Here is a 23,458-nt window from a genome sequence, read left to right on the forward strand (position 1 = left end):
GTCACCGCCCGCTCTGTAGCCACGGACGGGGGCTCTCGGGTTCCGGAGTGGCGCGCCGTCGCCCGGCCTCGAAGAAGTTGCTCGGCTCGCCGAGTTGACGGATCGTGTCGAGGACCTCCGCGTGGGCTCGCGGGCCCGCGGCGAGGATGGACTGGGAGTCGGTGGACCAGGGCTCCCCCGTGAGGTCGGTGACCACACCACCCGCTGCGCGGACATGGGAGGCGCCGGCCGCGTTGTCCCACGCGAAGTTGCCGAAGCTGACCGCCGCCGACAGTCGCCCCGACGCGACGAAAGACAGGTCCACCCCGGTGGAGCCGAACTTGCGGGTCCGGGCCGCGTCGAGCGTGAGCTGCTCGAAGACCTCGCGGCGATACGCCGGAGGGTAGGTCGTGCGGGCACCGGTGTTGAGGGAACCCAGCCCCAGTGCGACGTCGCGGATGGAGACGTCGGAGATCTGCGAGACCTCCGCGCCGTTCTCCTTGAGCGGTCCCCCCGCGATCGAGGTGAACGTTATCCCTAGCAGGGGCAACCAGGTCAGCCCCAGCACCGGCTGACGCTCGTGGACCAACGAGACCAGGATGCCGGCGGTCGGGATGCCCAACGAGTAGTTGGCCGTGCCGTCGACGGGGTCCACCACCCAGAGGGTGCCCTCGTTGACGGGCGGACCGCCGTACTCCTCACCGTGCACCTCGAGCCCTGTCCCCTCCCTCAGGGCCTCCGAGATACGGCGTTCCAACTCGAGGTCCAGTTCGGTCGCGAAGTCGTTGCGCGATCCCTTGTTCTGGATGCCCTTCGCGCCGACCCCCTCGACGAAGCGAGGAGTCACCTCGTCGAGCACGCGCGTCGCCAGTGCGAGCGCCTCGGCCGGGTCGACGGGGAGGTCCGTCGGCAGGGCATTTCCGGTCTGATCGTCCATCTCGGGCCTCCTGCTCGAGGTCATGCGGGGTCGGGAAGCTACCTGGCGGTCACGAGGCCGCGTGGTCAGCGTCGGCTGACGGCGGCGAGCGCCTCGGGAAGGGTGAACCGGCCCGCGTAGAGCGCCTTGCCGACGATCGCGCCCTCCACACCCTGCGGAACCAGCGTGGCGATGGCCTCGAGGTCCGCGACCGAGGAGACACCGCCCGACGCCACGACAGGGGCATCGGTGGCCGCGCACACCTGCGAGAGCATCTCGAGGTTGGGCCCGTTCAGCATGCCGTCCTTGGACACGTCGGTGACGATGTACCGGGCGCAGCCGTCCGTGTCCAGACGCTCGAGAACCTCCCAGAGGTTGCCGCCGTCGGAGACCCATCCGCGACCACGCAGCCTGGGCTCGCCGTCGACCACTCGCACGTCGAGTCCCACCGCGATCCGATCGCCGTGCCGGGCGATGGCCGAGGCACACCACTCCGGGTTCTCCAACGCGGCCGTACCGAGGTTCACGCGCGCACAGCCGGTGGCCAGGGCGGCCTCGAGCGAATCGTCATCGCGGATGCCACCGGACATCTCGACCTTGACGTCGAGCGCCCCCACGACCTCGGCGAGGAGATCGCGATTCGAGCCCCGGCCGAACGCGGCATCGAGGTCCACGAGGTGAACCCATTCCGCACCGTCACGCTGCCACTGCAGCGCCGCGTCGAGCGGCGCCCCGTACGAGGTCTCGGTCCCGGCCTCCCCCTGTACGAGACGGACGGCCTGACCGTCTGCGACGTCGACGGCGGGCAGGAGTTCGAGATAATTGGCGTTGGTCACGGCCATCAGCCTAGTCCGTCGTCACCGGGGCGCTCCGCCTGCCCGCCGGGCTCCTCGCCGTACTCGGCGCGGATCGCGCGATCGGTGATGCGGTTGGACACCAGACCCATCGCCGCGACCGCGAGGATCAGCCCGACCAGTGCGACGACGGCCTTGCCGACCGGCGGCACGGGGAGCACGGCCACCGCGATCGCGGTCAGCGCGAGGCCGAGGACTCCCGCCCCGGCCACGCCCAGCGCGAGCACGGCGAAGGACACCGGGGCCCGGTCCCCTTCACCCCTATCGGACAGAACGGATCCAGTTCTCGAGGAGCTGCAGTCCCGCGTCGCCCGATTTCTCGGGGTGGAACTGAGTGGCCGACAGCGGCCCGTTCTCCACAGCCGCGATGAACCTGGTGCCGTGCTCGGCCCAGGTGACGTCGGGGGCTCGGAGGTGATCCGACGGCTCCATCTCCCAGCGCTGCACGCCGTAGGAGTGGACGAAGTAGAACCGCTCGTCGGCGGGCATGCCGGCGAACAGGACGCTGTTCGCCGGCGCCTCGACGGTGTTCCAGCCCATGTGCGGCAGCACGGGTGCGTGCAGCTTCTCCACCACGCCGGGCCACTCACCGCACCCGGGGACCCCCGGGGAGTCCTCGTGCTCCCCGTCCGAGAACTCGGTGCCTCGCTCGAACATGACCTGCATGCCGACGCAGATACCCAGGACGGGCCGACTGCCGGCGAGACGCTCACCGATGATCCGGGGGCCCTTGACCGCTTCGAGGCCCTTCATGCAGGCGGCGAACGCGCCGACCCCCGGCACGACCAACGCCTCCGCCTCGGTGGCGACGCGGGGATCCGAGGTGAGCTCGACCTCGGCGCCGACCCGCTCGAGCGCACGGTGCGCGGACCGCAGGTTTCCCGAGCCGTAGTCCAGGAGTGCTACCCGTGTGGCGGAAGTCGTCATTGGTTCACCTTATCGCCGGTGTCGGTCAGGGTCAGATCGCGCGTGGGCCTGGTGCGTCGGGCGCCCACCGCCGCCGGGCCGCCCACCGCGAGGACGACCCCGGCCGCCACGGTGAACAGCACGACGTAGCCGAAGCCGGCGAACCCGCCCATGACGACGGATCCGAGACCGGTACCGGCGTCGAAGGAGATGTTCCACGACGCGGACGCCGTCCCCAGACGCGAGCGCGGCATCCGTTCGAACGATGCGACCAGGGCTTCGTTCTGAACGGCTCCGAACCCGAGACCGAAGACGACGGTCGGGACGAGGAACCACCAGGGGTTCACCTCCATGGTCAACAACCCCGCGATGCCGAGCATTCCGAGTGCCGCCACCCCGAGACCCGGCCAGACCAGTGCCCCGGGTCCACGTCGGTCCGAGATGAGCCCGGCGACGGTGCGGCCGACGATGACACCGGCGCCCAATAGTCCGAGTCCCACGCCGGCGACGACCGCGCCGCTTCCGGAGACTATGGAATCCAACGCGGGTGACAGGAACGATGCCGCTGCTCCGTAGGGCAGGGTCACCGCCACCATGACCAGGAACGGCCCGGCCAGGAGGAGAACGACCTTCCTGGCGCCGAGCGCCGACTGGTCCGACTCCCCCGGGGGGCTCGGGAACACGTGAGGCAGGCGGGCGGCGGCGACCAGGCCCACGACGCCGAACCCGGTGGCCGCCCAGGCCACCGTGGGCAGGCCGAAGAGGTCGAGCAGCCACAGGCCGACCGGCAGGAAGATGGCTTCGGAGATGCCGACGGCGAGGCCGATCAGTGACGTCGCCCGACCGAGCATGCCGGGTGGCGCGAGTTCTGCCACCAGAGCCGAGCCGGCGACGGTCATCATGCCGAAGCCTGCGCCTCGCACTCCACTGATCGCCAATACCGCGAACGGGCCGTCGAACAGGGCGAGCAGCCCCGAGGGGAGACCGAGCAGCGCGCTGCCGATCCCCAGTACCCAGCGATAGCCGATCGCGGCCGTGACTCTCGGGGTGGCGAGCTGGAACAGGACGGTCACGGTCATGAACACACCGGTGGTGGCGCCCGCGACGAACTCACTCCCGCCGCCACGGACCACGGCGAGCGGCACCACGGGCAGCAGCAGGGAGAACCCCCCGAAGGCGAGCAGGACCAGGACGAACGCGGCCGGGACCCCGGGGGTACGCGCCAGCTTCGAGAACGCCCCCGGGGTGTGGACGCGCGGGGTCACGCCGGCATCACAGCGCGCCCTTGGTCGAGGGGATGCCGGTGATCCGCGGGTCCGGCTCGACGGCTGCGCGCAGAGCACGCGCGACCGCCTTGTACTCGGCCTCGGTGATGTGGTGCGGATCGCGGCCGTAGTGCACGCGGACGTGCAACGCGATCCGGGCGTTGTAGGCGAGGGTCTCGAACACGTGCCGGTTGAGCACCGTTCCGTAGGGCGCGCTGTCGTGACCGATCACGACGTAGCCGACCATCATCTCGGGCTCACCGGTGTGGACGAAGTAGGGCCGTCCGGAGACGTCGACGATCGCCTCGGCGAGCGTCTCGTCCATGGGCAGGGAACACTGACCGAAGCGGCGGATGCCGCGCTTGTCGCCGAGGGCCTGCGCGAGCGCCTGTCCCAGGACGATCGCGGTGTCCTCCACCGTGTGGTGCGCTTCGATCTCGCTGTCACCGGTCGCGCGCACGGTGAGATCGAAGGCGCCGTGCTGGCCGAAGGCCGTCAGCATGTGGTCGAAGAACGGCACCCCGGTCGAGATGTCGGACCGGCCCGTCCCGTCGAGGTCGATCTCCACGACGATCGACGACTCCCTGGTCGACCTCTCGACACGACCCCGCCGCGCGGTCTGTTCACTCATCGCTTCTCCTCGGTTCGGGTCTCGATCTCGTCGACCGCCAATTCGGCGCTCACCCGCAGCAGCCGATCATTCTCGTGCTCGAGCCCGATGGTCGCACGAAGTCGACCCGGGATGCCCACGTCGCGGATCAGCACGCCAGCGTCCAGATAACGCCGCCACGCGCGCGTCGCGTCCACGAACGGCCCGTAGAGCACGAAGTTGGCCTCGCTGGGAAGCACCTCGAAGCCCTGCTCCTCCAGCCCGGCGGTGACGCGCTTGCGTTCCCCGGCGAGCAGCGCGACGGAGGCCAACGTCTCGTCGGCGTGACGAAGCGCCGCACGGGCAGCGGCCTGCGCGATCATCGACAGGTGGTAGGGCAACCGTACGAGCAGTACGGCCTCGACGAAGGACGGGTCGGCCGCGAAGTAGCCGAGCCTGCCACCCGCGAAGGCGAACGCCTTGCTCATGGTCCGCGACACGACGAGCTTGGTCGGATAGTCGGCGAGCAGGGTGCAGGCGCTCGGGGACGGCGAGAACTCCGCGTACGCCTCGTCCACCACCACGATGCCGGGGGCCATGTCGAGCAGGCGTCGCAGGTCGTCGAGGTCGACCACGTGCCCCGTGGGGTTGTTGGGCGTGGTGACGAACACCACGTCCGGCCGGTGCTCCTCGATCGCCGCCACCGCAGCGGCGATATCGATGGACAGGTCGGACCCGCGATCCACCGGGATCCACTCGGTATCGGTTCCGGCCGCGAGGATCGGGTGCATCGAGTAACTGGGGACGAAGCCCATGGCGCTGCGCCCGGGCCCGCCGAACGCCTGCAGCAGCTGCTGCAGGATCTCGTTGGAACCGTTGGCGGCCCAGACCATGTCCACGTCCAGATCGACGCCGGTCTGGCGGGTCAGGTACGAGGCCAGGTCGGTGCGCAGTGCGACGGCGTCGCGGTCGGGATAGCGGTTGAGGTCTTCGGCGGCTGCGGCGACGGCGCCGGCGATGTCGGCGACCAGTTCCGCGCTGGGCGGGTGTGGGTTCTCGTTGGTGTTGAGCTGTACGGGGACCTCGAGCTGCGGGGCCCCGTAGGCGCTCTGTCCGCGGAGATTCTCTCGCAGCGGGAGGGCGCCGAGCCCGACTCCGGGACGTGGGGAATCGGTCATCGTCCGTCCTCTCCCGCGCCGAGGTCCTCAAATCGGGCCCGTACGGCCTCACCGTGCGCGGGCAGCCGCTCGGCGTCCGCGAGTGCGACCACGGTCGGCGCGATCTCCTTGAGGGCGGCCTGGTCGTAGTCGACGACATGGATCCCCCGGAGGAAGGTCTGCACGCTCAACCCCGACGAGTGTCGCGCCGTACCGGACGTGGGCAGGACGTGGTTGGACCCCGCCGCGTAGTCCCCGAGCGGGACGGGCGAGTAGGCGCCCACGAAGATCGCGCCGGCATTGCGCACGCGGGCGGCGTCGGCTGCGGAATTGCGGGTCTGGACCTCGAGGTGCTCGGCTGCGTAGGCGTCGACCACCCGCAGACCGGCCTCGATATCGTCCACCAGGACGATGCCCGACTGCGGACCCTCGAGCGCCTCGCGCACCCGGTCCGAGTTGAGGGTCACCTCGTAGCGCGACTCGATCTCGCGGTCCACGGCGTCCGCCAACGTCTCGGAGTGGGTGACCAGGACGCTCGCGGCGTTCGGGTCGTGCTCCGCCTGGCTGATGAGGTCGTACGCGACGTGGACCGGGTCGGCGGTGTCATCCGCGAGGATGGCGATCTCGGTGGGGCCCGCCTCGGAGTCGATGCCCACGACGCTGCGGCACAGGCGCTTGGCGGCGGTGACGTACACGTTGCCGGGCCCGGTGACCATGTCGACGGGCTCGAGAACGGAGTCATCCGTGTCCTGACCGCCGTACGCGAGCAACGCCACGGCCTGGGCGCCGCCCACCGCCCAGACCTCCTCGACCCCGAGCAGTGAGCACGCGGCGAGAATGGTCGGGTGCGGCCAGCCACCGGAATCCGCCTGGGGCGGAGAGGCCACTGCCAGCGACCCGACCCCGGCGACCTGCGCCGGTACGACGTTCATGATGACGCTGGAGGGGTAAACGGCTTTGCCGCCGGGAACGTAGAGGCCCACGCGTTCGACCGGTACCCACCGCTCGGTGACGAACCCCCCGGGGGCGACCTCGGTGACGGTGTCACCGCGGCGCTGCGCTGAGTGGACGATGCGGGCACGACGGATCGCCTCGGACAGCGCGGCTCGGACGTCAGGGTCCAACTCGTCGACCGCCCGGGCGATGACCTCGGCCGGGACCCGCACCGACGCCGGACGGACCGAATCGAACTTCTCGCCGTACTCGAGTGCGGCCGGGGCCCCGTGCTCGCGGATCGCCTCGACCACCGGGCGGACGGTGTCGACGACCGAGTCGACGTCGGCGGCGCCGCGCGGGAGTGTGCGCCGCAACTCGGCCGTGCCGAGTGAGCGACCGCGCAGGTCGATGCGGGAGAGCATAGTGTGGCCTTTCAGTGGGGTGCCGGGACGGCACGAACGGGCCCGCGAGCACCGCGTTCCGGAGAACGCGGTACTGCGGACGCCGCACGCGACGACCTTTCACCAGTCTAGTAGCGGCCGCGAGCACCGCGATCCGGGCCACCTGCGCGGGTGGATCCCGGGGATCCGGCGCGCGCACCCGCGCCCTGGGGCGGGTCCGGCGTGGAGTCGCCGATCCCGGGCTTCGTCAGCGTCGAAACCCGCCGGGACGAGCGCTTTCCCCGGGAACCTCGTCCGGGAGTAAGGGAGAGCCACGGCGAAGAACGACCAGCCGTGCGACAACGTTTCACGACTCCACGGGGTGGGGACTGTCCCGCCGGTCCCGACGGACGCGGTTCCCGCGCCACTCGCGGACAGTGAAATACAGAATGTAGGCGGTGAACGCCCCCGGCAGGATCGCTCCCAGCGCCCACTCGGACGCCGCGATGAGTGCGAGCGTCGTGGTGGACGTCGCGCCGTACACGATGATCAGTCCCGCCACCGCGGCACGAGTCCTCATGATGGTTCGTTCACTCCACTTCAGATGCCAGAGAAGAATTGCCCCCGTCAGATCGGCCGCGACGAAGAACATCACGCTGAAGGTCAGGAGGACGAACACCTCAGGGGAATCGGACCCCCGCATCGTCTGACCTTCGAACGCGAGGGCTCTCCACCAGGCCATAGCCGAGGCACCCGCCCCGATGTCCGCACACTGTGGACGCCCGTTCTCGGTGGGCGCCCGAGCCTCTCCTACTCGGGGTGACGGCGCGAGGTACCCTCCGGTTCCACCGAAGCCGGCCTTCCCGTGAACCACGTCGGCCTCCGGGCTGAGCGGAGCGGACTCAACCGAAAAATGTCGACCTGAGTCGGGAATACTCAACTCCGCTCGAGGGTTGAACCGTGTGCGACCCCGGAGATACCGGGCGCACACCGATCAGCCCAGAAGGAGACCATCATGGCCACCAGCACCCGTTTCGATCCGTTCCGTGAGCTCGATCGCCTCCTGGGCGAGGGGCTCCGCAGCGCCACCGCCTCGACTTCCCTGCCGATGGACCTCTACAAGGAGGGCGATCGCTTCGTCGGGCTCATCGATATGCCAGGGGTCGACCCCTCCACCATCGACATCGACGTGGAGGACCGCACCCTCACTGTCCGCGCCGAGCGGCGGGCGCCTGCCGAGGGTGACGCGCAGTGGCTCATGCACGAGCGGCAGTCGGGGACCTTCGCCCGGCAGCTCGCCATGGGCAAGGGCCTGGCGACCGACAAGATCGAGGCCGACTACACCGACGGCGTCCTGCGCCTGGTGATCCCGGTGGCCGAAGAGGCCCAGCCGCGCAAGATCGCCGTCTCGCACGGCAACCAGAGGGCCGAGCAAGCCGAGCTCGTCGAGGGCGAGACCGACCTCGGGAGCTGATCCACCACTCCGTCGCGCCCCGGCCGCCCCGGCCTCCCCTCGAGGCCGGGGCGGCCGGTGTCGTCCGCGAGAGCTCAGGTGTCGATCTCCCCCACCACCACGAGTACGTCCGTCGCCCGTGACAGTCCCACGTAGATGCGCTCGCGGAGGCGGTCGATGCCCGCGTAGCTGTTGCACACCAGGACCACGGCACGTCGTTCGAGACCCTTGAAGCCGAGGACGTGACCGTAGAAGATGTCCTCGCCGTCCCAGAACGTCTCCCAGTAGGCGTCGTTGCCGTCCTCCTGGAGCTCGACCTGCATGGGGTGACGCGAGCCGATGGTCAACAGCGCCACATCGCGGGGCTCCCACCCCTCGTCGAGCAGCCGCATCGCCTCGTCGTCACCCACCGCGACGGGATCGGCGCCCTCCGGCACCTCCACGTACCGGACGGCGGGACCTGTGCCGCCGCGCAACTCCATGCGCTGACCCACCAGCGGCATGAACGCGCTGGCGATCTGCCGCGTATTGCGCAGGTTGTGGTCCAGCACGAGCGGCACGAGGTCCACGGGCGGACGGCCGGCACGCTCGAACACACTCTGGCCCGCGTCGCCGACGATCATGAGCCGACCGTTCTCCCTGTCACGCAGCGCTCCGACGACCGGCTGCCACCAACTGTCGGCGAAGTCCTGGGCCTCGTCGACGATCACGGCGTCGAATCGCTTGCCGTCGGGCAGTTCGTCCGCGAGGTCGGACATCAACCGGGGCAGATCCTCCTCCCACCACCGCACCGTCTCGGTGGACCGAATTCGCTCATCCGGCCCCACCGGCGCGCCCCAGTCGACGCCCAGGGCGTGGAACTCACCGACGTACGCGGGCCTCTCCCGGCGCTTCCATCCGCTGGTGACCCGCTTGAGGTAGCTGGCCAGCCCGTGCGAGTAGCAGATCAGTGCGACCCGCTGCCCGTCCCTTGACAACCGTCGTGCCTGTTCCAGGGCCAGATAGGTCTTACCGCTACCGGCGCCGCCCCGGATCTCCACCCGCGGCAGGGCGTCGACCGCCCGCAGGAGCACCGACTGTTCACGGGTGAGCGCGTCGGCGATGTCGGCGTTCTCGGCCGCGCGGGCCACCACGTCGCGCTGGGGTAGCCCCCGACCTCCGAGGATCTCGGACAGCCGGTCGACGGTGTCCGCGGACAGGAACGGACGGTCAGCCGCGCCCGAGTCCCGGGCCAACCGGAAGGCGATCATCGCGAGGTCGTCGAGCTGATCGCGGTCCACGATCCGGTCTCGCGGGATCTCCGGCATCGCGAAGTCCGCGGGGATCGAGGCGTTCGGGAACACCAGCATGTGGGTCCAGCGCTGGAGCTGATCCGGCCACCGCGGATCCTCACTGACGTACCCGCGCAACGCGTAGAGGGCGTCGCGGCACTGGGCGACCGGGTCGATGGTGACCTTCTTGGTGCCGCTGCCCTGAACCCACCGGCCGTCCTCGATCGCGATCTGCCCGGCCTTGACCTCGATCGCCACGATCCCCGCGCCGGGCATCGCCACGAGGATGTCGACCTCGTGATCCTTCTCGTATGTGGACACCCGCTGACCCACGACGATCAGGCTGTCGTCGGAGAGCTGGTCGCGGAGGAGGTCGACCACCTTCTCCTCGGTGGGATGTCCGTAGACGGGGTGAGCGGGGATGACACGGGCCATGTATAAGAACTACCTTCGCCACCGTCGCGCGGGTCGGCCACACGCCGCGACCCACCGCCTCAGGGCCTCCTGGTGGCTGTGACGACGACGTCGTGGACCGTCACGGGCGCGCCGCCGTGGCCCGGCATCTCGCGCGAGGTTTCCTCGGCCGCGACGATCTCCCACCGGTCGGCCTCGAGCCGCGCGGTGACGGACGCCGCGGTGACACCGGCCTCTGCCGGCGGATGGGCGCCGCGATCGTGCCCGGCGTGGGTCACGTGCCCGCCGTGCCGCCCATGCCCGGCGTCGTTCAGGTGCCCGACGATGAGCAGCGTGCCGCGAGGGGCGACCCAGCCGGCGAGCCGCTCGTAGAAGTCCAGCTGCGGAATCGCCGGGTGGGCATAATGGGTGGTGACCAGGTCGTACCGCGCCGGAGGCTCCCAGACGGCGAGGTCTGCCTCGACCCACGACACCCGGCCGGACAGTCCGAGCTCCGCCGAGCGCCGGGCGGCGATCGTCAACGCCTCCGCGGCGATGTCCGCCCCGGTGACCTGCCAGCCCTGCGAGGCCAGCCAGAGCGCTTCGGTCCCGGCGCCGCAGCCCGCCTCGAGCGCGGTCCCGGGGACAAGACGGGAGGCCTCCCGGATCAGGTATGGGTTCGGGGGGTTCGCGGCCATCGCGGCCGGGCGGTCACCGTCGTCGTCTCCGACGCTGCCGCCGGCACCCGCCCAGATGTCGTCCCAGTAGGCGCGGTCAAACTCGTGTGCCATCGCGCACCTCGATCGCCTTCTCGAGGTCGGCCATGATCAGCGAGGCGTTGATCTGCTGCGCGGCGCGGGCCCCATGGGCGGCGGCGGCTCCGACCTGCGCCATGAGATCGGCGCAGTTGCCCGCGGCCCACACCCCCGGCACCGGGGTGGCGCCCATCTCGTCGGTCGGGATGACCGTGCCGACCGGGTGATCGACCGCCTCCAGACCGATGGCCGCGTACGGCTCGACCCCGACCGTCAACCGGGTGGCCACCACCACGGCGTCCAGATCGATCACTTCGTCGTCGTCGACCTCCACGCCGACCACCCGCCCACCGTCGGCCACCACGCCCGAGATCCCCCGCTCCTCGATCGGGATGCCCGGGGCGGCCAGGGCGACCCGATCCTGCTCGTCGATCGGGCGACCGCCGCTGAAGAACGTGATGTCCCGGCTCCACTGGTGGAACAGCATGGCCTGGTGCGCGGACATCGGGTGGATCCCCAGGATGCCGATCCGCTGGTCGCGCACCTCCCAACCGTGGCAATACGGGCAGTGCAGGACGCCGCGCCCCCACTGCTCGCGGACCCCGGGGATGTCGGGGAGTTCATCGCTCACCCCGGTCGCGATGAGCAGTGTGCGGGTGGGCAGCACCGAACCGTCGCGCAGGATGACGTCGAAGCCGTGCCCGGCCGTGAGTGTGTCCACGACCTCGCCGTCGATGACCTCGCCGTCGTACCCCCTGACCTCCGCGCGGCCTCGCGCGAGCAGGTCCGACGGGCTCACGCCGTCCAGGGCGAGCAGCCCGTGGACCCCCTCGGCGGGAGCGTTGCGCGGCTCGCCGGCGTCCACCACCGTCACCCGACGGCGGGCGCGGGCCGACGTCAGCGCGGCGCTCAGGCCGGCCGCCCCGCCACCGACCACCACCACATCCCGCAGTTCCCGATCGTCCGAGTCCATCTGTCGACCTCCGCTCTCCGGGCCACCGGTTCCGGGCCTCGTCCCCCTCGACGATGGTCCCTTCACCCGGATGTCGCAACTAACCTTGCCAGTCTGGCAAACTCGGCGCATGACCGATCCGACCGCCCGCACCCTCGACGCCGTGGGTTCGCGGCTGAGGGCCCTCCGGCAACGCCGCGACCTCACACTGACCGCCCTGGCGGAGTCCACCGGGATCTCCACCAGCACGCTGTCGCGACTCGAGTCCGGGCAGCGCCGACCCACCCTCGAACTGCTGCTGCCGCTGGCGCGGGCGCACGGCGTCACCCTGGATCAGCTCGTCGACGCCCCGCCGACCGGTGACCCGCGGGTGACGCTGCAGCCGATCGCCACCGACCACGGCGCGACCGTGATCCCGTTGTCGCGCCGACCGGGCGGGATCCAGGCGTTCAAGTTCGTGCTCCCCACCGGGAGTGACGACGACGAGCCCCACCTCCACGTCCACGAGGGCTACGACTGGGTGTTCGTCCTGGACGGCAGGCTCCGACTGGTCCTCGGCGAGCACGATCTCGTCCTCACGCCGGGCGAGGCGGCCGAGTTCGACACCCGCACCCCGCACTGGTTTGGCGCCACGAGCGCCGGCCCGGTGGAGTTCCTCAGCCTGGTGGGTCGGCAGGGCGAGCGGGCGCACATCCGGGCGGCACCGGCCCGGTGATCTTCGCGACACGATGTCAGCATCGTGTCGGGCACGAGGGCGAGGGGCGGTTCCGAGCAGGCGAGCCGGTCGCCCTGCCGGGAGTTGTGATCGTCCTCCCCTACCGCCCCGGGACGACCGCCCACCCCGTGGTCATCTGACCGGCGAACTCCGGAAGACGCACCAGGATCCGGTTCTGCTCCGCGCGGGGACGGAATCCCACGTCGAGATACTGCGGCGCCTCGTCGGGGCGGTCGCGGACGAGCGATCGGTACGCGGGCACCAGGTCCTGTTCGATGTACTCCCACCGTGGTTCGCGGTCGGCCCAGTTGAAGGCCGGGAGCGGCGTGTGGGCGACCACCGGCTGACCGCCGACCTCGGCGCGGACCGAGAGTGGTCGGAACTGCCCCAGCGTGCGTGCGCCAGGAATGTCGGGGGCACCGCCGACGGTGGTGATGTAGGTGAGCACCCTGCCGAGGTCGCCGCGGCCGGCGGCGGTGGCGTCCCACTGGTCGGCGATGATCTGGTTCTGCTCCCGGGACGCCATCCGCAGCAGGGCCTCGGACAGGCCGTCGGGGGATCCCGCGTCGAGCATCCGCCAGGACTCCAGCGCGTAGTCGTCGTACGCTCCTCCCGCGGCGAGTTCCTCGACCGCGGACAATCCCCCTGCGGCGTAGGCCTCGTGCACCGGGATCATGTCCGTGAAGATGTGGCGCTGCATGACGAGTAGCCGGTGCATGTACCAGTCGACATCCGGCCGCCGCAGGGTCGGACCGGCCGTGGCCAGCAGGTGCACGTCGCGCGGCATCTCGCGTGCCACCTCCCACGGCACGCCGGCCATCGCCCCTCCGACCCCGAGTCCCACCTCGTGCACGCCCGGCACGGTGAGCAGCCCGCCGACCTCGTCGAGGTCCCAGAATCCGGCGGCGAACGACATCCCCGCGAGCCCGGCCATCCCGGTCCACCAGTACCCGTCGTGGGAGTTGTACAGGCGCAGGTAGTTGACGTACACCTTGTCGACCGTGTCGAGGTTCGCCGCCAACCCCCGGGCGGGCTCCCACTGCCCCAGGTCGATGCCGGCCTTCTCCGCTCCCACTGCCAACCAATACTGGCGCGCCAGGGTCGAGTACCTCTCCGGGGCGACACGGGCGGCCCTCACCACGTCGAGCGCGTCCCGGAGCTCCGCCACGTCGGTGGTCATCCCGGTCGAGACGCCGCCCGCCAGTTCACCGTCGGCGTTGTCGGCCGGGACATCGAGGTAGACCGAATACGGCGCGGCACCGGCGGTCGTCGGCGAGTGGACGACGGACACCACCGCGAGCACCAGAGCGGCGAGCAGTGCGACGATGGGTGTTCCGAGTCCGTCTCGTGCTCGACCCATGACGCACCGCCCCCGCTCGCCCTACTGTGACCTGGATCACTTTATGCGGCATCCCTCCGGCCGGCGACCGCACGCGCCGGAGCCCGATGAGGCCATCCGACGTGACACGCGCGACAATGGACCGGATCAGGCTGTCGAGCAGCACCCGCGGAGCCAAGGAGTCCAGTGAGCACCACCGTCGACCGGGCCCCGGCCCGTAGCGCCACCCGAGACCTCGCCCAGATCGCGGTGTTCGCCGCTCTCATCGTGGTGCTGGGCCTGCCCGGCCAGATCAGCATCGGTTCGGCGGGTGTGCCCATCACCCTGCAGACGCTCGGCGTGATGCTCGCCGGCTCACTGCTCGGCTGGCGCAAGGGCGCCCTGTCGGTGCTCGCGGTCATGGTCATCGGTCTCGCGCTGCCCGTCCTCGCGGGCGGCCGCACGACCCTGACCTCGCTGGCCGGCCCCACCGCGGGCTTCCTCATCGGCTGGATCCCGGCGGTGATCGTGATCGGCCTGCTCACCGCGTGGATCATGCCGCGCTACCGGCTCGTCCCGGGACTGCTCATCAACATCCTCGGCGGCATCGTCGTCATCTATGCCGTCGGGGTGGCCGGCATGCTGCTCCGCACCGAACTGACGCTCGGCGGTGCGATCGCCGCCAACACGGTGTTCCTGCCGGGTGACCTCGTCAAGGCGGTCGTCACGGCGATCGTCGCGACGCAGGTCCACAAGGCACGTCCCGGCCTGATCGCGCCGCTGCGCCGGAAGTGACCAGCACGGAGATCCGCTTCGACGGGGTCGGCCACGCCTACGGTGACCGGACCGTCCTCGCCGACGTCGACCTGACCCTCACCGAGCGACGCATCGGGATCGTCGGCGTCAACGGCGGCGGCAAGTCGACGCTCGCTCGGATGATCAACGGTCTCGTGGTCCCCACCACCGGGACGGTCACCGTCGGCGGCCTCGACACCCGCCGCAAGGGCGCGGCGATCCGCCGCCGTGTGGGCTTCTGCTTCACCGATCCGGACACCCAGATCGTCATGCCGACCGTGGAGGAGGACGTCGACTTCTCCCTGCGCCGGTCGGGTCTGAACCGGGAGGAGCGACGACGACGAGTCGCGCAGGTGCTCGAGACCTACGGCCTGGCCGGCCATGCCGAACATCCGTGCCACCTCCTCTCCGGGGGCCAGAAGCAGTTGCTGGCCCTGGCCGCGGTGTTGGTGATCGAACCCGCCGTGGTGGTCGCCGACGAGCCCACGACCCTGCTGGATCTGCGCAACCGGGCGCTGGTCGCCGAGACGTTCGCCGGGTTGGAGCAGCAGCTCGTGGTGGTGACGCACGACCTGGACCTCGTCGCCGACTTCGACCGCGTGCTGGTCGTCGACGGTGGTCGCGTCGTGATCGACGACGCCCCCCGCCCCGCGCTGGCGGGCTACCGGCGGATCGCGCTGGATTCGGGGCCGGGGGCCTAGGTGTTCGCCACCTATCAACCGGGGAACTCGCTCCTGCACCGACTGCCGGCGGGGTGGAAGATCCTGCTGGTGTGCGTGCTCATCCTCGTCGCCACCCTGGCGATACGCGAGCCCTGGCACGTGCTGCCCGCCCTGGGGGTGACCGCGGTCCTCTACGCGATCGGACGGATCCGTCCGCGAGCGGCGTGGGACCAGGTCCGCCCGGTGCTGCCGATGCTTGTCGCGATTCTGGCACTCCAGTGGATCGTCGCCGACCTCGACACCGCCCTGCGGGTGTGCGGCGCCCTGCTCGTCGCGATCACCGTGGCGGGCCTCGTCGCCCTGACCACCCGCGTCTCGGACATGCTCGACGCCGTCACGCGGGCCGCCCAGCCGCTGCGGCACGTCGGTGTCTCACCGGACCGGATCGCGCTGGTGTTGGTACTGACCATCCGCGCCATCCCCCTGCTCGCGCGTCGGCTTCGCCAGGTCACCGAGGCCCGCAAGGCCCGCGGCCTGGGCATGTCGATCCGCGCGCTCGTGGTGCCGACCGTGCTCGGCGCGCTCACCACCGCCGACCAGTTGGGCGACGCGTTGGCCGCCCGGGGCGTGGACGACTGATCACCTCCGGCGCCACCTCAGGACGAGTGGTGTCGGTGTCGCGTGCCACCATGAACTCGTGTCCGCACTCGCGCGCTACCTCGCGTTCTCCCGCCTCGGCGCCGAGTCGCCTGCTCTGGCGCTGCTGCGGAGCCAGCTGTGGCCGTTGATCGTCGCGGTACTGAGTGAGGTGTTCGAGGGATCGTCCAGGCGTGTCCCCTCGTCCGAGTTCTACGAGTTCCTGGACCGGACACTGACCGCCGTACGCGATGTCGGCACGGAGGCCCCCGGCACTGCGCAGTCCTATGTGCGTACCTGGGTGGACGCCGGATGGATGCTCCGCCGGCCGGGGACTGCCGCGACGGGTGAGACGCTCGAGCCCACCCAGGCCGCGCTGGTGGTGATGGACTTCCTGGACGGCTTGCAGACGCCACGGCGCGGGCTGACCGTGTCCCGGGTGGAGACACTCACCCGGCAGTTGGAGGATCTCGCCCGCGAGACCGATCCTTCGGTCCAGGGCAGATTGGCCGCCCTCCACCGCGAACGGGACCGTATCGATGCCGCCATCGCCCGTGTGGAGGAGGGTGAGGTGGATCTCGCGGGCCCGGAACGGGTCGCGGAGAAGGTGTCGGAGATCCTTCGGGGGGCGGACGACATCCCCGCGGACTTCGCCCGCGTCCGCGCTGAATTCGACTCACTCAACCAGGATCTTCGACGTCGTCTCCTCGACCAGGACGGTGCCCGCGGCGACGTCCTCGACGCAGTCTTCGGCGGGGTCGACCTCATCGGTGACTCCGAGGCCGGCCGTAGCTTCTCGTCCTTCTACTCGGTACTGCTCGATCCCGAGCGCTCCGCCTCCGTCGACACCTGGATCGACGACATCCTGAGTCGGCAGCAGGTCACGGGCCTTCCGGCGCCCGCCCGACGCGGCCTCCGCGGACTGTTCGATGAGATGGAGACCGCTGGCGCCGAAGTCAACGGGGTGCTCACCTCTCTGTCACGCAGCCTGCGACACTTCGTCACGACCGACGCCTACGTGGAGCACCGGCGGATGCTGGCCCTCATCCGGTCCGCTCGCGCCTCCGCGGCCGAGGCCAGCACCGCACGGGCCGTACGGCCGAACACTAGGATGTCCGTGCCGCTGCGCCGGATCGGCATGTCGGTCCGCTCGGTCGGGGCGCTTCGCCTGCGGAACCCGGGCGAGGAACGAGTTGCCACGGAGGTCACGCACCACGACGAGGGGTCGGCGGACCTCGGAGCGCTCACCGCTCTCGTACGCGCCTCGGAGATCGACGAGACCGAGCTTCGCGCGCACGTGCGCGACGTGGTGACGAGGCGTGGCCCGTCATCGATTGCCACGATTCTGAGCGAACACCCGGCCACCCAGGGAGTCGCCAGTATCGTCGGGCTGGTGAATCTGGCCATGGCCAGACGGTCCACGGCCCCTCCCGGTGAGGCGGCTGCGACCGAAACCGTCAGGTGGACTAGTGGCTCCGATGCCGTCCGCAGCGCCCGGATCCCCACACTGGTCTTCACGGCCGATCACGTACTGGAGGACGACCTGTGATGACCCCCGACGTGGGCGGCTCCGACCTTCCACCCGACATCGAACAGGTCGAGCAGGGATTGTGGCCCGGCGATACCGGGACGCTGTCCTTCGCCTCCCGACGAGCGCTGGCCAGGCTGCTCACCGGCCCGCTGGTCCACGCCCACCGCCAACCGGAGATCTGGGCGGCAGTGATCTCCGACGAGCCCGCCCTCCGGTCGCGGCTGGCGGACGTGTTCCTCGACCTCGTGCTGGACCACGACGCCGGGATCGCGTTCACCCGGCAGGTCGACACCGGCGGCCGGGTCGAGGTTCCCGCTGTGCTGCGAACGGAGACTCTGTCCCACATGGACACCGTCCTGCTCCTGCACCTGCGGTCCGAATTGTCGGTGGCGCAGCCGGGCGAGCGGGTGATCGTGGATCGAGAGGACGTCGCCGAACAGATCGACGTCTATCGCTCGGTCATCGACTCGGACCGGACCCGGTACACGCGCAAGTTCGACGCCTCCTGGAATCGGCTCAAGTCCTACTCGCTGCTGTCCGACACCGAAACCGAGAACCGCGCGGAGGTCTCCCCCGTGCTCCGTCACCTGTTCGACGCCGACGTGGTCGCAGGGATCCGCGAAGAGTACCGTGCCCTGATCGAGGCGCGCGACGGGTCTGACGACCAGGGCGAGACGTTGTTCGACGACGACGAGGGGCATCAATGATGACTGAGGCTCTGCGGCTGCCCGGCGCGCCCGAACACCCCGCCCAGATGCGGCTGTCGCGGATCCAGGTGTGCAACTGGGGAACTCTCGACGGCTACCACGACGTGAAGGTGCCCAGGAAAGGATTCCTCGTCACCGGCGGGTCCGGCTCCGGCAAGTCCACCCTCATCGACGCCGTCTCCGCCGTACTCGTGCCGCCGGCGAACCTGCGGTTCAACGCCGCCGCCCAAGAGGAAGCCGGGCGGGGCTCGGGACGGACCCTGGTGTCCTATATCCGCGGTGCCTGGCGGCGGGGTGCCGACGCCGAGTCGGGTGACCTCGCGTCGGTCTACCTGCGGCCCAAGGCCACGTTCTCTGCGATCGCCCTGACCTACTCGGACGGCACGGGGCACAGCGTCACCCTGCTTCTGATGCTCTACCTCCGCTCCGGAGACAACTCCGCGACCGGGGTCAAGCGTCTGCACGGGATCGGCGAACACCCGTACGACCAGCCGCTCGAGCTCCCGGACCTGTTCGGCTACCTCCGCAGCGGTATCGACAAGCGCGCGCTGAAACGCGAGATGTCGCACGTGCGGTTCCACGACAGCTACTCCGCGTTCGCGTCAGCGTTCCGGCGCCGCCTCGGCATCGCCTCCGAGTCGGCCCAGCTCCTACTGCACCGGACCCTGTCCGCGAAGTCCCTGTCCAGCCTCGACCAGCTCTTCCGCGACTTCATGCTGGACGTCCCGGGCACCTTCGCCGTCGCGGACCGCGCGGTGGAGCAGTTCGCGGAGCTTCGCCAGGCGCACCGGTCGGTCGTCGACGTACGCGACCAGATCGCGCACCTCAGTCCGCTGGCGGATCTCAAGGTGTCGAGAGACCGGTTCCGAGACCGGGCCGCCGAGCTGCACGCCGAGAGCGAGTCCTTCCCCGCGGTCCAGGCCGCCGTCACGACGGAGCTGGTCGAGGAGGAACTCCGCGCAGCCCGTGGGGCACTGGTGGCCGCGGAGGCCACCGTGGCGTCCGCCCGCGACCGTCTCGACGCGGAGCGGCTGATGACCGAGGATCTCCGCGCCCGGCTCAGGGGCAGCGCCGGCGCTGGCCGCGACGAGCTCGCCCGAGAGCTGGGCCACGCCCGCGACCGCGCCGCCGACATCTCGGCACGGCGCGAGCGGGCCGCGGCGGACCTCGGGCGCCTCGGAGCGTCTCTCCCGTCAACCGCCGAGGACTTCGCGGAATTGCTCGCGGATCTCGAGCGGGAGGAGGCGGACCAGGAGGCCGAGCGGGAACGCGACCGAGCGACCCTGCGCGACGTGGCCGGTTCTCTCAACGAAGAGCAACGCTCGCTGGACCTGGCGCAGGCGCAGCTGACCGCTCTCCTCCGTCACCGGTCGAACATCGACTCCCGGTTGTTGGCCGCCCGGGAGCTCATCTGCGAGGCCGCGGGCGTCAGCGCCCGCGAGCTACCCTTCGCGGGCGAGCTCCTCGACGTGCCGCCCGAGCATTCCCGCTGGCGGCCCGCCATCGAGCGGGTCCTGTCCGGATTCGCCCGCACGATGCTCGTCCCCGATCACCTGTACGTCCGGGTCGCCGCCGCAGTCGACTCGATCCACCTCGGGGCACGTCTGGTGTACGAGGTGGTCGACCACGGCGACGACTCCGCGGCGCGGCGCAGCGGGCCGGACAGTCTGGTCCGGAAGGTCCGGCCGGCCCGCGGGCCGTTTCTTCACTGGCTCAACCGCCGGGTCGCCACAGAGTTCGACGTCGCCTGCGTACAGACCGCGGCCGAGCTACAGGAACACCCCAGGGCCGTCACTCTGAACGGCCTGATCCGGCGCGGCGCCAGGTACGAGAAGGACGACCGGCGGCGGATCGACGACCCGGCGGCCTTCCAGCTGGGCAGCATGGACGATGCCAAGGTCGAGGCCCTCACCGCGCTCCGCGACGAGATCTCGGCACGTATCGAGGCTCATGAGCGCCGGTGGAGCACGCTCGACACCCGCGACGCCGAACGTCGCGCCCGCGGTCGCGCGGCCTCCGCACTCATGGGGCTGCAGTGGGAGGACATCGACTCGACGACCGCGCAGCAGCGCGCCGAGGCCGCCCACGATCGTCTGGAGCGGTGGCGTCAGGAGCACCCCGAGGTCGCCGAGATGGAACGTGCACTGCGTACTGCCGAGGAGGACCAGACGCGCGCCCAGGACCACTACGACTCCGCTACCGGCCACCGTGCCGTGGCCGCGAGTATCGTGGCTGCCCTGGAGAACCGGCTCGCCGAGCTCGCCCGTCAGGCCATATCCGAGCTCGACGAGGCGGCGGCCCGCCGGATCCGCGAACGGCTGTCGGCCGCGACCCGCCGCCTGAACGCGGACAACGTCCAGGACATCTGCCAGCTCACCGAGCGCGCGATCGCCACCGAGCAGGCGTCCACTGCGGCGGATCTGCAACGTGTCACGCGACGGATCGACACGATCCTCGCCTCGTACCTGGAACTCTGGCCGGCGAAGAAGTCGGACCTCAGGCCGGATTCGGAGTTCGTCGGCGAAGCCGTCGAGTGGCTCGTCCAGCTGCGGCGCGACCGACTGGCCGAGTTCGAGGACCGCTTCCTGGGGCTCATCGGAGACATGCAGACCCGCAACCTGGGTGAGCTCGCCCGCCGCATCCGCCGCGCACGCTCGGAGATCGAGACCAAGATCGGGCCCGTCAACGACTCCCTGCGACGGTCCGAGTTCCAATCCGGCCGGTGGCTGCAGATCCAGGTACGGGATCGACGCTCCGAGACCGTCACGGACTTCCTCGGTGATCTCGAGAAGTCGGTGTCCGGTGCCCTCGACAAGCGAACCGTCGACGCCGCCGAGGCCGGTTTCGCGGTCATGTCCAGGATCCTGGACCGACTCGGTTCGGCCGAGGCGGGCGACCAGCACTGGAGGAAGACGGTGCTCGACACCAGGCGGCACGTGGGCTTCATCGGCGTCGAGGTCGACGAGTCCGGGGCAGCCACCAACTACCACGACTCGTCCTCGGGGCTCTCGGGCGGACAGGCCCAGAAGCTGGTGTTCTTCTGCCTCGCCGCCGCGCTGCGGTTCCAGCTAGCGGAGGTCGACGATGACGTGCCCCGCTACGGGACCGTCGTGCTGGACGAGGCGTTCGACCGGGCCGACCCCGACTACACCCGGCGCGCGATGGACGTGTTCACCGACTTCGGGTTCCACATGGTCCTGGCGACCCCGCTCAAGCTGCTCCAGACCCTGGAGCCATATATCGGGGGCCTGGTAGTGGTGGGGAACGAGGACGGCAGTCGGTCCCGGATCGAACGAGTCACCTGGGACCGGGGCTGAAATGACCGCCCGGACGTCGCCACGTTCACCCGACGACCTCGTACGTGCCTGCGCCACCCGATTCAACCGCCGCTACCGCGATTGGATCGCGCACCCTGGTGAGGGAACCGCCGACGTCGTTCGCGTCACCACCGCGGCCCCGACCGCGACGCGAGCCGCCGAGGACCCCTCCCGCACCTCGGAGTGGATCGAGAGGTGGCGGGACGTCGAATCCGGCTGCGACGGTCCCGATGTGCGCGTCACCTGGGCGGACCGCCGACTGCCCGGGTTCGGGCTGGTCGCCCTCCCCCAGAGCGCCGAGGTCCGAGGCGCCGACGCGATCGCTCGGATCGCCGGGCAGTCCGACCGATGGAAGGAATTACGCCGCCGGGCCGGAGACGTGCTGAAGCTCGGTCCGGACCCCGAAGCGCTCGGGCGTGCCGCGGCCACCACGGCCCCCCTCTGGGAGAAGCTTGCCGACCGGGACATGGAGCGACTGCTCGCCGTGTGTCGATGGGTGCTCGAGCATCCCACCGAGGGGCTGCGAGCTCGCGAAGTCGCGGTTCCCGGCGTCGACACCAAGTGGATCGAAACCCGCATCAGTCTGGTCGAGCAGCTCGTCGACGCCGCCCGGTCGGGTCGCGACAGCGCAGCGCACGACGAATCGACGATCGTCTCCGGGCTGGGACTCAAACGCTCCGACCTCCGCGTCCGGATGCGGATCCTCGACCCCGCGATCCCCTTTCCGCTGCGCGATGTGGAGAGCCCGGTCGATCAGCTGGCCGAGCTCTGGAACGACGGAACGGGACCGCAACACCTCGTCGTCGTCGAGAATCTCACCACGTTCCTCGCCCTCCCGCCTCTACCCGGCGCCGTCGCATTGTTCGGGCGGGGATTCGCAGTCGACGCTGTCGCAGCGCTGCCCTGGGCCCTGACCGCCCGCATCATCTACTGGGGCGACCTCGATTCGCACGGGTTCGCGATCCTCGACCGACTCAGACACCACGCCCCCGACGCGATTAGTGCACTCATGGATGTCGACACGTTCTCCGCCTGGCGACAGTTCGCCGTGGCCGACCCCAGGCCCACCCGTGCTGCGCCCACGCGGCTCACCCCGGACGAATCCGCTGCGCTCGAGGAATTGACAATCGCCGGGGACCTCCGACTCGAGCAGGAACGAATCCCCTGGGACTGGGCCATATCGCATCTCCGCGCAGCCTGGGAGTGACCCGTATCGTGGGGCCATGTCCCGACGCACCCGGAATGCCGGCCGCGACGACGCCGCAGCGAGCTCTCCAGCCGAGCCTTCTTCCCCCCGGTCCTCCGCTCTCGTGCCCACCACGACGGAGTCGAAGGAGGTCGCGCTGCGCTCGGCCCCGCTCTCCAGCCTGGCCGGGTCCGCGTTCGGCGCCGTGGCCGCGGTGGCGCGACTCGCGCGCCCGAAGGCGCTGCACCCCAAGGGTGTGATCGCCGAGGCCACGCTGAGCGTGACCGGGGTCGGTCGCACGGGGTCGTCCCTGCTGGACGTGACGGGCCGCTGGCCGGCGACGATCCGGTTCTCCCGCGCGGTGGGGCTGCCGGACGCGGTGCCCGATATCGGCGGGATGGCCGTCCGCATCCACGCCGAGAGGCCGGTGGACATCCTGCTGGCCAGCACCGGCACGGGCCCGCTGAGCCGATACGTCCTCACCACGGGCTGGCGCACGATGGGCCGCACCATGACGTCCATGTTCCCGGTGCTCATCGCCGGTCGCCCGCTCCTCCTGGCCGCGATCCCCACCGGCGACGGCGGCACGTGGACCCTGCAGCACGCCACACCGCTCGGCAAGTGGAAGACGCTGGGCCGGATCACGGTGGACTCGTGGGAGGACGACGACGAGAACCTCCACTTCGATCCGATCGGGAACCGTCTGCCCGGGTCGCGCTACCCGAATGTCCTCAGGGCGCTGCGGGACCCGTCGTACCCGCCCGCCGACCGCGGCGCCTAGGGCC

At 70.4% G+C, this 23,458-nt stretch carries 23 protein-coding genes; 10 read left to right on the forward strand and 13 right to left on the reverse strand.

Annotated features, from left to right (window positions below):
• Position 1: 1 nt before the first annotated feature.
• From CK206_RS03805 to CK206_RS03845, 9 genes are all read right to left on the reverse strand, one after another.
• The gene (locus CK206_RS03805) at positions 2–916 is read right to left on the reverse strand and encodes an inositol monophosphatase family protein (protein ID WP_096905588.1); all 915 of its coding nucleotides are present in this window, start codon (positions 914–916) and stop codon (positions 2–4) included.
• A gap of 65 nt (positions 917–981) precedes the next feature.
• Positions 982–1,737, reverse strand: a complete 756-nt coding sequence (priA, locus tag CK206_RS03810; RefSeq protein WP_067713969.1) for a bifunctional 1-(5-phosphoribosyl)-5-((5-phosphoribosylamino)methylideneamino)imidazole-4-carboxamide isomerase/phosphoribosylanthranilate isomerase PriA — start codon at positions 1,735–1,737, stop codon at positions 982–984.
• A complete protein-coding gene (locus CK206_RS03815; RefSeq protein ID WP_067713966.1) occupies positions 1,737–1,988 on the reverse strand; it encodes a hypothetical protein in 252 nt (83 codons plus the stop codon). Before CK206_RS03815 ends, priA begins: the two co-directional genes overlap by 1 nt.
• A 22-nt stretch (positions 1,989–2,010) precedes the next feature.
• Complete coding sequence (hisH, locus tag CK206_RS03820) at positions 2,011–2,676, reverse strand: imidazole glycerol phosphate synthase subunit HisH (RefSeq protein ID WP_096905589.1); 666 nt, start codon at positions 2,674–2,676, stop codon at positions 2,011–2,013.
• A complete protein-coding gene (locus CK206_RS03825; protein ID WP_096905590.1) occupies positions 2,673–3,920 on the reverse strand; it encodes an MFS transporter in 1,248 nt (415 codons plus the stop codon). Before CK206_RS03825 ends, hisH begins: the two co-directional genes overlap by 4 nt.
• Positions 3,921–3,927: 7 nt before the next feature.
• A complete protein-coding gene (hisB, locus tag CK206_RS03830; RefSeq protein ID WP_096905591.1) occupies positions 3,928–4,551 on the reverse strand; it encodes an imidazoleglycerol-phosphate dehydratase HisB in 624 nt (207 codons plus the stop codon).
• Positions 4,548–5,687, reverse strand: a complete 1,140-nt coding sequence (locus CK206_RS03835) for a histidinol-phosphate transaminase (protein WP_096905592.1) — start codon at positions 5,685–5,687, stop codon at positions 4,548–4,550. The genes hisB and CK206_RS03835 overlap by 4 nt, the downstream gene beginning before the upstream one ends.
• Entirely contained in the window at positions 5,684–7,024 is a 1,341-nt protein-coding gene (hisD, locus tag CK206_RS03840) for a histidinol dehydrogenase (protein WP_096905593.1), read from the reverse strand. The genes CK206_RS03835 and hisD overlap by 4 nt, the downstream gene beginning before the upstream one ends.
• A gap of 325 nt (positions 7,025–7,349) precedes the next feature.
• Entirely contained in the window at positions 7,350–7,685 is a 336-nt protein-coding gene (locus tag CK206_RS03845) for a hypothetical protein (RefSeq protein WP_143337689.1), read from the reverse strand.
• A 312-nt stretch (positions 7,686–7,997) separates the two neighbouring features.
• Between CK206_RS03845 and CK206_RS03850 the strand changes: the two genes are divergently transcribed.
• Positions 7,998–8,456, forward strand: coding sequence for an Hsp20/alpha crystallin family protein (locus CK206_RS03850; protein ID WP_067713942.1), 459 nt, complete (start codon positions 7,998–8,000; stop codon positions 8,454–8,456).
• Between the two features lie 74 nt (positions 8,457–8,530).
• Here the strand turns inward: CK206_RS03850 and CK206_RS03855 are convergent, their stop codons facing one another.
• From CK206_RS03855 to CK206_RS03865, 3 genes are read right to left on the reverse strand one after another with little or no spacing between them, the layout of a single operon-like run.
• Complete coding sequence (locus tag CK206_RS03855) at positions 8,531–10,141, reverse strand: NERD domain-containing protein (protein ID WP_096905595.1); 1,611 nt, start codon at positions 10,139–10,141, stop codon at positions 8,531–8,533.
• Between the two features lie 59 nt (positions 10,142–10,200).
• A complete protein-coding gene (locus CK206_RS03860) occupies positions 10,201–10,890 on the reverse strand; it encodes a bifunctional 2-polyprenyl-6-hydroxyphenol methylase/3-demethylubiquinol 3-O-methyltransferase UbiG (RefSeq protein ID WP_096905596.1) in 690 nt (229 codons plus the stop codon).
• The gene (locus tag CK206_RS03865) at positions 10,874–11,827 is read right to left on the reverse strand and encodes an NAD(P)/FAD-dependent oxidoreductase (protein ID WP_096905597.1); all 954 of its coding nucleotides are present in this window, start codon (positions 11,825–11,827) and stop codon (positions 10,874–10,876) included. The genes CK206_RS03860 and CK206_RS03865 overlap by 17 nt, the downstream gene beginning before the upstream one ends.
• Before the next feature lie 109 nt (positions 11,828–11,936).
• Between CK206_RS03865 and CK206_RS03870 the strand changes: the two genes are divergently transcribed.
• Positions 11,937–12,521 carry a helix-turn-helix domain-containing protein gene (locus CK206_RS03870; RefSeq protein WP_067713933.1) on the forward strand — a complete coding sequence of 195 codons (585 nt, stop codon included), beginning with the start codon at positions 11,937–11,939 and terminating at the stop codon, positions 12,519–12,521.
• Positions 12,522–12,621: 100 nt separating this feature from the next.
• On the opposite strand, the gene CK206_RS03875 is transcribed toward CK206_RS03870, so the two are convergent.
• Complete coding sequence (locus tag CK206_RS03875) at positions 12,622–13,881, reverse strand: hypothetical protein (RefSeq protein WP_096905598.1); 1,260 nt, start codon at positions 13,879–13,881, stop codon at positions 12,622–12,624.
• A 165-nt stretch (positions 13,882–14,046) separates the two neighbouring features.
• Here CK206_RS03875 and CK206_RS03880 point away from each other — a divergent pair, with 165 nt between their 5' ends.
• The 8 genes from CK206_RS03880 to CK206_RS03915 all read left to right on the forward strand — a co-directional run bounded on the left by CK206_RS03880 (position 14,047) and on the right by CK206_RS03915 (position 23,454).
• Complete coding sequence (locus CK206_RS03880) at positions 14,047–14,634, forward strand: biotin transporter BioY (protein WP_067713928.1); 588 nt, start codon at positions 14,047–14,049, stop codon at positions 14,632–14,634.
• Positions 14,631–15,335, forward strand: coding sequence for an energy-coupling factor ABC transporter ATP-binding protein (locus tag CK206_RS03885; RefSeq protein WP_096905599.1), 705 nt, complete (start codon positions 14,631–14,633; stop codon positions 15,333–15,335). The genes CK206_RS03880 and CK206_RS03885 overlap by 4 nt, the downstream gene beginning before the upstream one ends.
• Positions 15,336–15,935, forward strand: a complete 600-nt coding sequence (locus tag CK206_RS03890) for an energy-coupling factor transporter transmembrane protein EcfT (protein ID WP_096905600.1) — start codon at positions 15,336–15,338, stop codon at positions 15,933–15,935. It abuts the gene before it with no gap.
• Between the two features lie 58 nt (positions 15,936–15,993).
• A complete protein-coding gene (locus CK206_RS03895) occupies positions 15,994–17,481 on the forward strand; it encodes a DUF3375 domain-containing protein (RefSeq protein WP_096905601.1) in 1,488 nt (495 codons plus the stop codon).
• A complete protein-coding gene (locus CK206_RS03900) occupies positions 17,481–18,170 on the forward strand; it encodes a DUF4194 domain-containing protein (RefSeq protein WP_096905602.1) in 690 nt (229 codons plus the stop codon). The genes CK206_RS03895 and CK206_RS03900 overlap by 1 nt, the downstream gene beginning before the upstream one ends.
• Entirely contained in the window at positions 18,167–21,487 is a 3,321-nt protein-coding gene (locus CK206_RS03905; protein ID WP_096905603.1) for an ATP-binding protein, read from the forward strand. Before CK206_RS03900 ends, CK206_RS03905 begins: the two co-directional genes overlap by 4 nt.
• 1 nt (position 21,488) lies before the next feature.
• Entirely contained in the window at positions 21,489–22,694 is a 1,206-nt protein-coding gene (locus tag CK206_RS03910; protein ID WP_096905604.1) for a Wadjet anti-phage system protein JetD domain-containing protein, read from the forward strand.
• A 103-nt stretch (positions 22,695–22,797) separates the two neighbouring features.
• On the forward strand, positions 22,798–23,454 hold the full coding sequence (locus CK206_RS03915; RefSeq protein WP_227022252.1) for a phosphodiesterase: 657 nt from the start codon (positions 22,798–22,800) through the stop codon (positions 23,452–23,454).
• Positions 23,455–23,458 lie beyond the last annotated feature (4 nt).

Source organism: Dietzia sp. WMMA184 (assembly GCF_002441635.1).
GTDB lineage: Bacteria > Actinomycetota > Actinomycetes > Mycobacteriales > Mycobacteriaceae > Dietzia > Dietzia kunjamensis.

Coding starts and splice junctions, on each gene's coding strand:
- hisD (WP_096905593.1), bottom strand. CDS start 7,024: ATGCTCTCCCGCATCGACCTGCGCGGTCGCTCACTCGGCACGGCCGAG.
- hisH (WP_096905589.1), bottom strand. CDS start 2,676: ATGACGACTTCCGCCACACGGGTAGCACTCCTGGACTACGGCTCGGGA.
- CK206_RS03905 (WP_096905603.1), top strand. CDS start 18,167: ATGATGACTGAGGCTCTGCGGCTGCCCGGCGCGCCCGAACACCCCGCC.
- CK206_RS03860 (WP_096905596.1), bottom strand. CDS start 10,890: ATGGCACACGAGTTTGACCGCGCCTACTGGGACGACATCTGGGCGGGT.
- CK206_RS03855 (WP_096905595.1), bottom strand. CDS start 10,141: ATGGCCCGTGTCATCCCCGCTCACCCCGTCTACGGACATCCCACCGAG.
- CK206_RS03875 (WP_096905598.1), bottom strand. CDS start 13,881: ATGGGTCGAGCACGAGACGGACTCGGAACACCCATCGTCGCACTGCTC.
- CK206_RS03805 (WP_096905588.1), bottom strand. CDS start 916: ATGGACGATCAGACCGGAAATGCCCTGCCGACGGACCTCCCCGTCGAC.
- CK206_RS03870 (WP_067713933.1), top strand. CDS start 11,937: ATGACCGATCCGACCGCCCGCACCCTCGACGCCGTGGGTTCGCGGCTG.
- CK206_RS03845 (WP_143337689.1), bottom strand. CDS start 7,685: ATGCGGGGGTCCGATTCCCCTGAGGTGTTCGTCCTCCTGACCTTCAGC.
- hisB (WP_096905591.1), bottom strand. CDS start 4,551: ATGAGTGAACAGACCGCGCGGCGGGGTCGTGTCGAGAGGTCGACCAGG.
- priA (WP_067713969.1), bottom strand. CDS start 1,737: ATGGCCGTGACCAACGCCAATTATCTCGAACTCCTGCCCGCCGTCGAC.
- CK206_RS03865 (WP_096905597.1), bottom strand. CDS start 11,827: ATGGACTCGGACGATCGGGAACTGCGGGATGTGGTGGTGGTCGGTGGC.
- CK206_RS03900 (WP_096905602.1), top strand. CDS start 17,481: ATGACCCCCGACGTGGGCGGCTCCGACCTTCCACCCGACATCGAACAG.
- CK206_RS03835 (WP_096905592.1), bottom strand. CDS start 5,687: ATGACCGATTCCCCACGTCCCGGAGTCGGGCTCGGCGCCCTCCCGCTG.
- CK206_RS03910 (WP_096905604.1), top strand. CDS start 21,489: ATGACCGCCCGGACGTCGCCACGTTCACCCGACGACCTCGTACGTGCC.
- CK206_RS03850 (WP_067713942.1), top strand. CDS start 7,998: ATGGCCACCAGCACCCGTTTCGATCCGTTCCGTGAGCTCGATCGCCTC.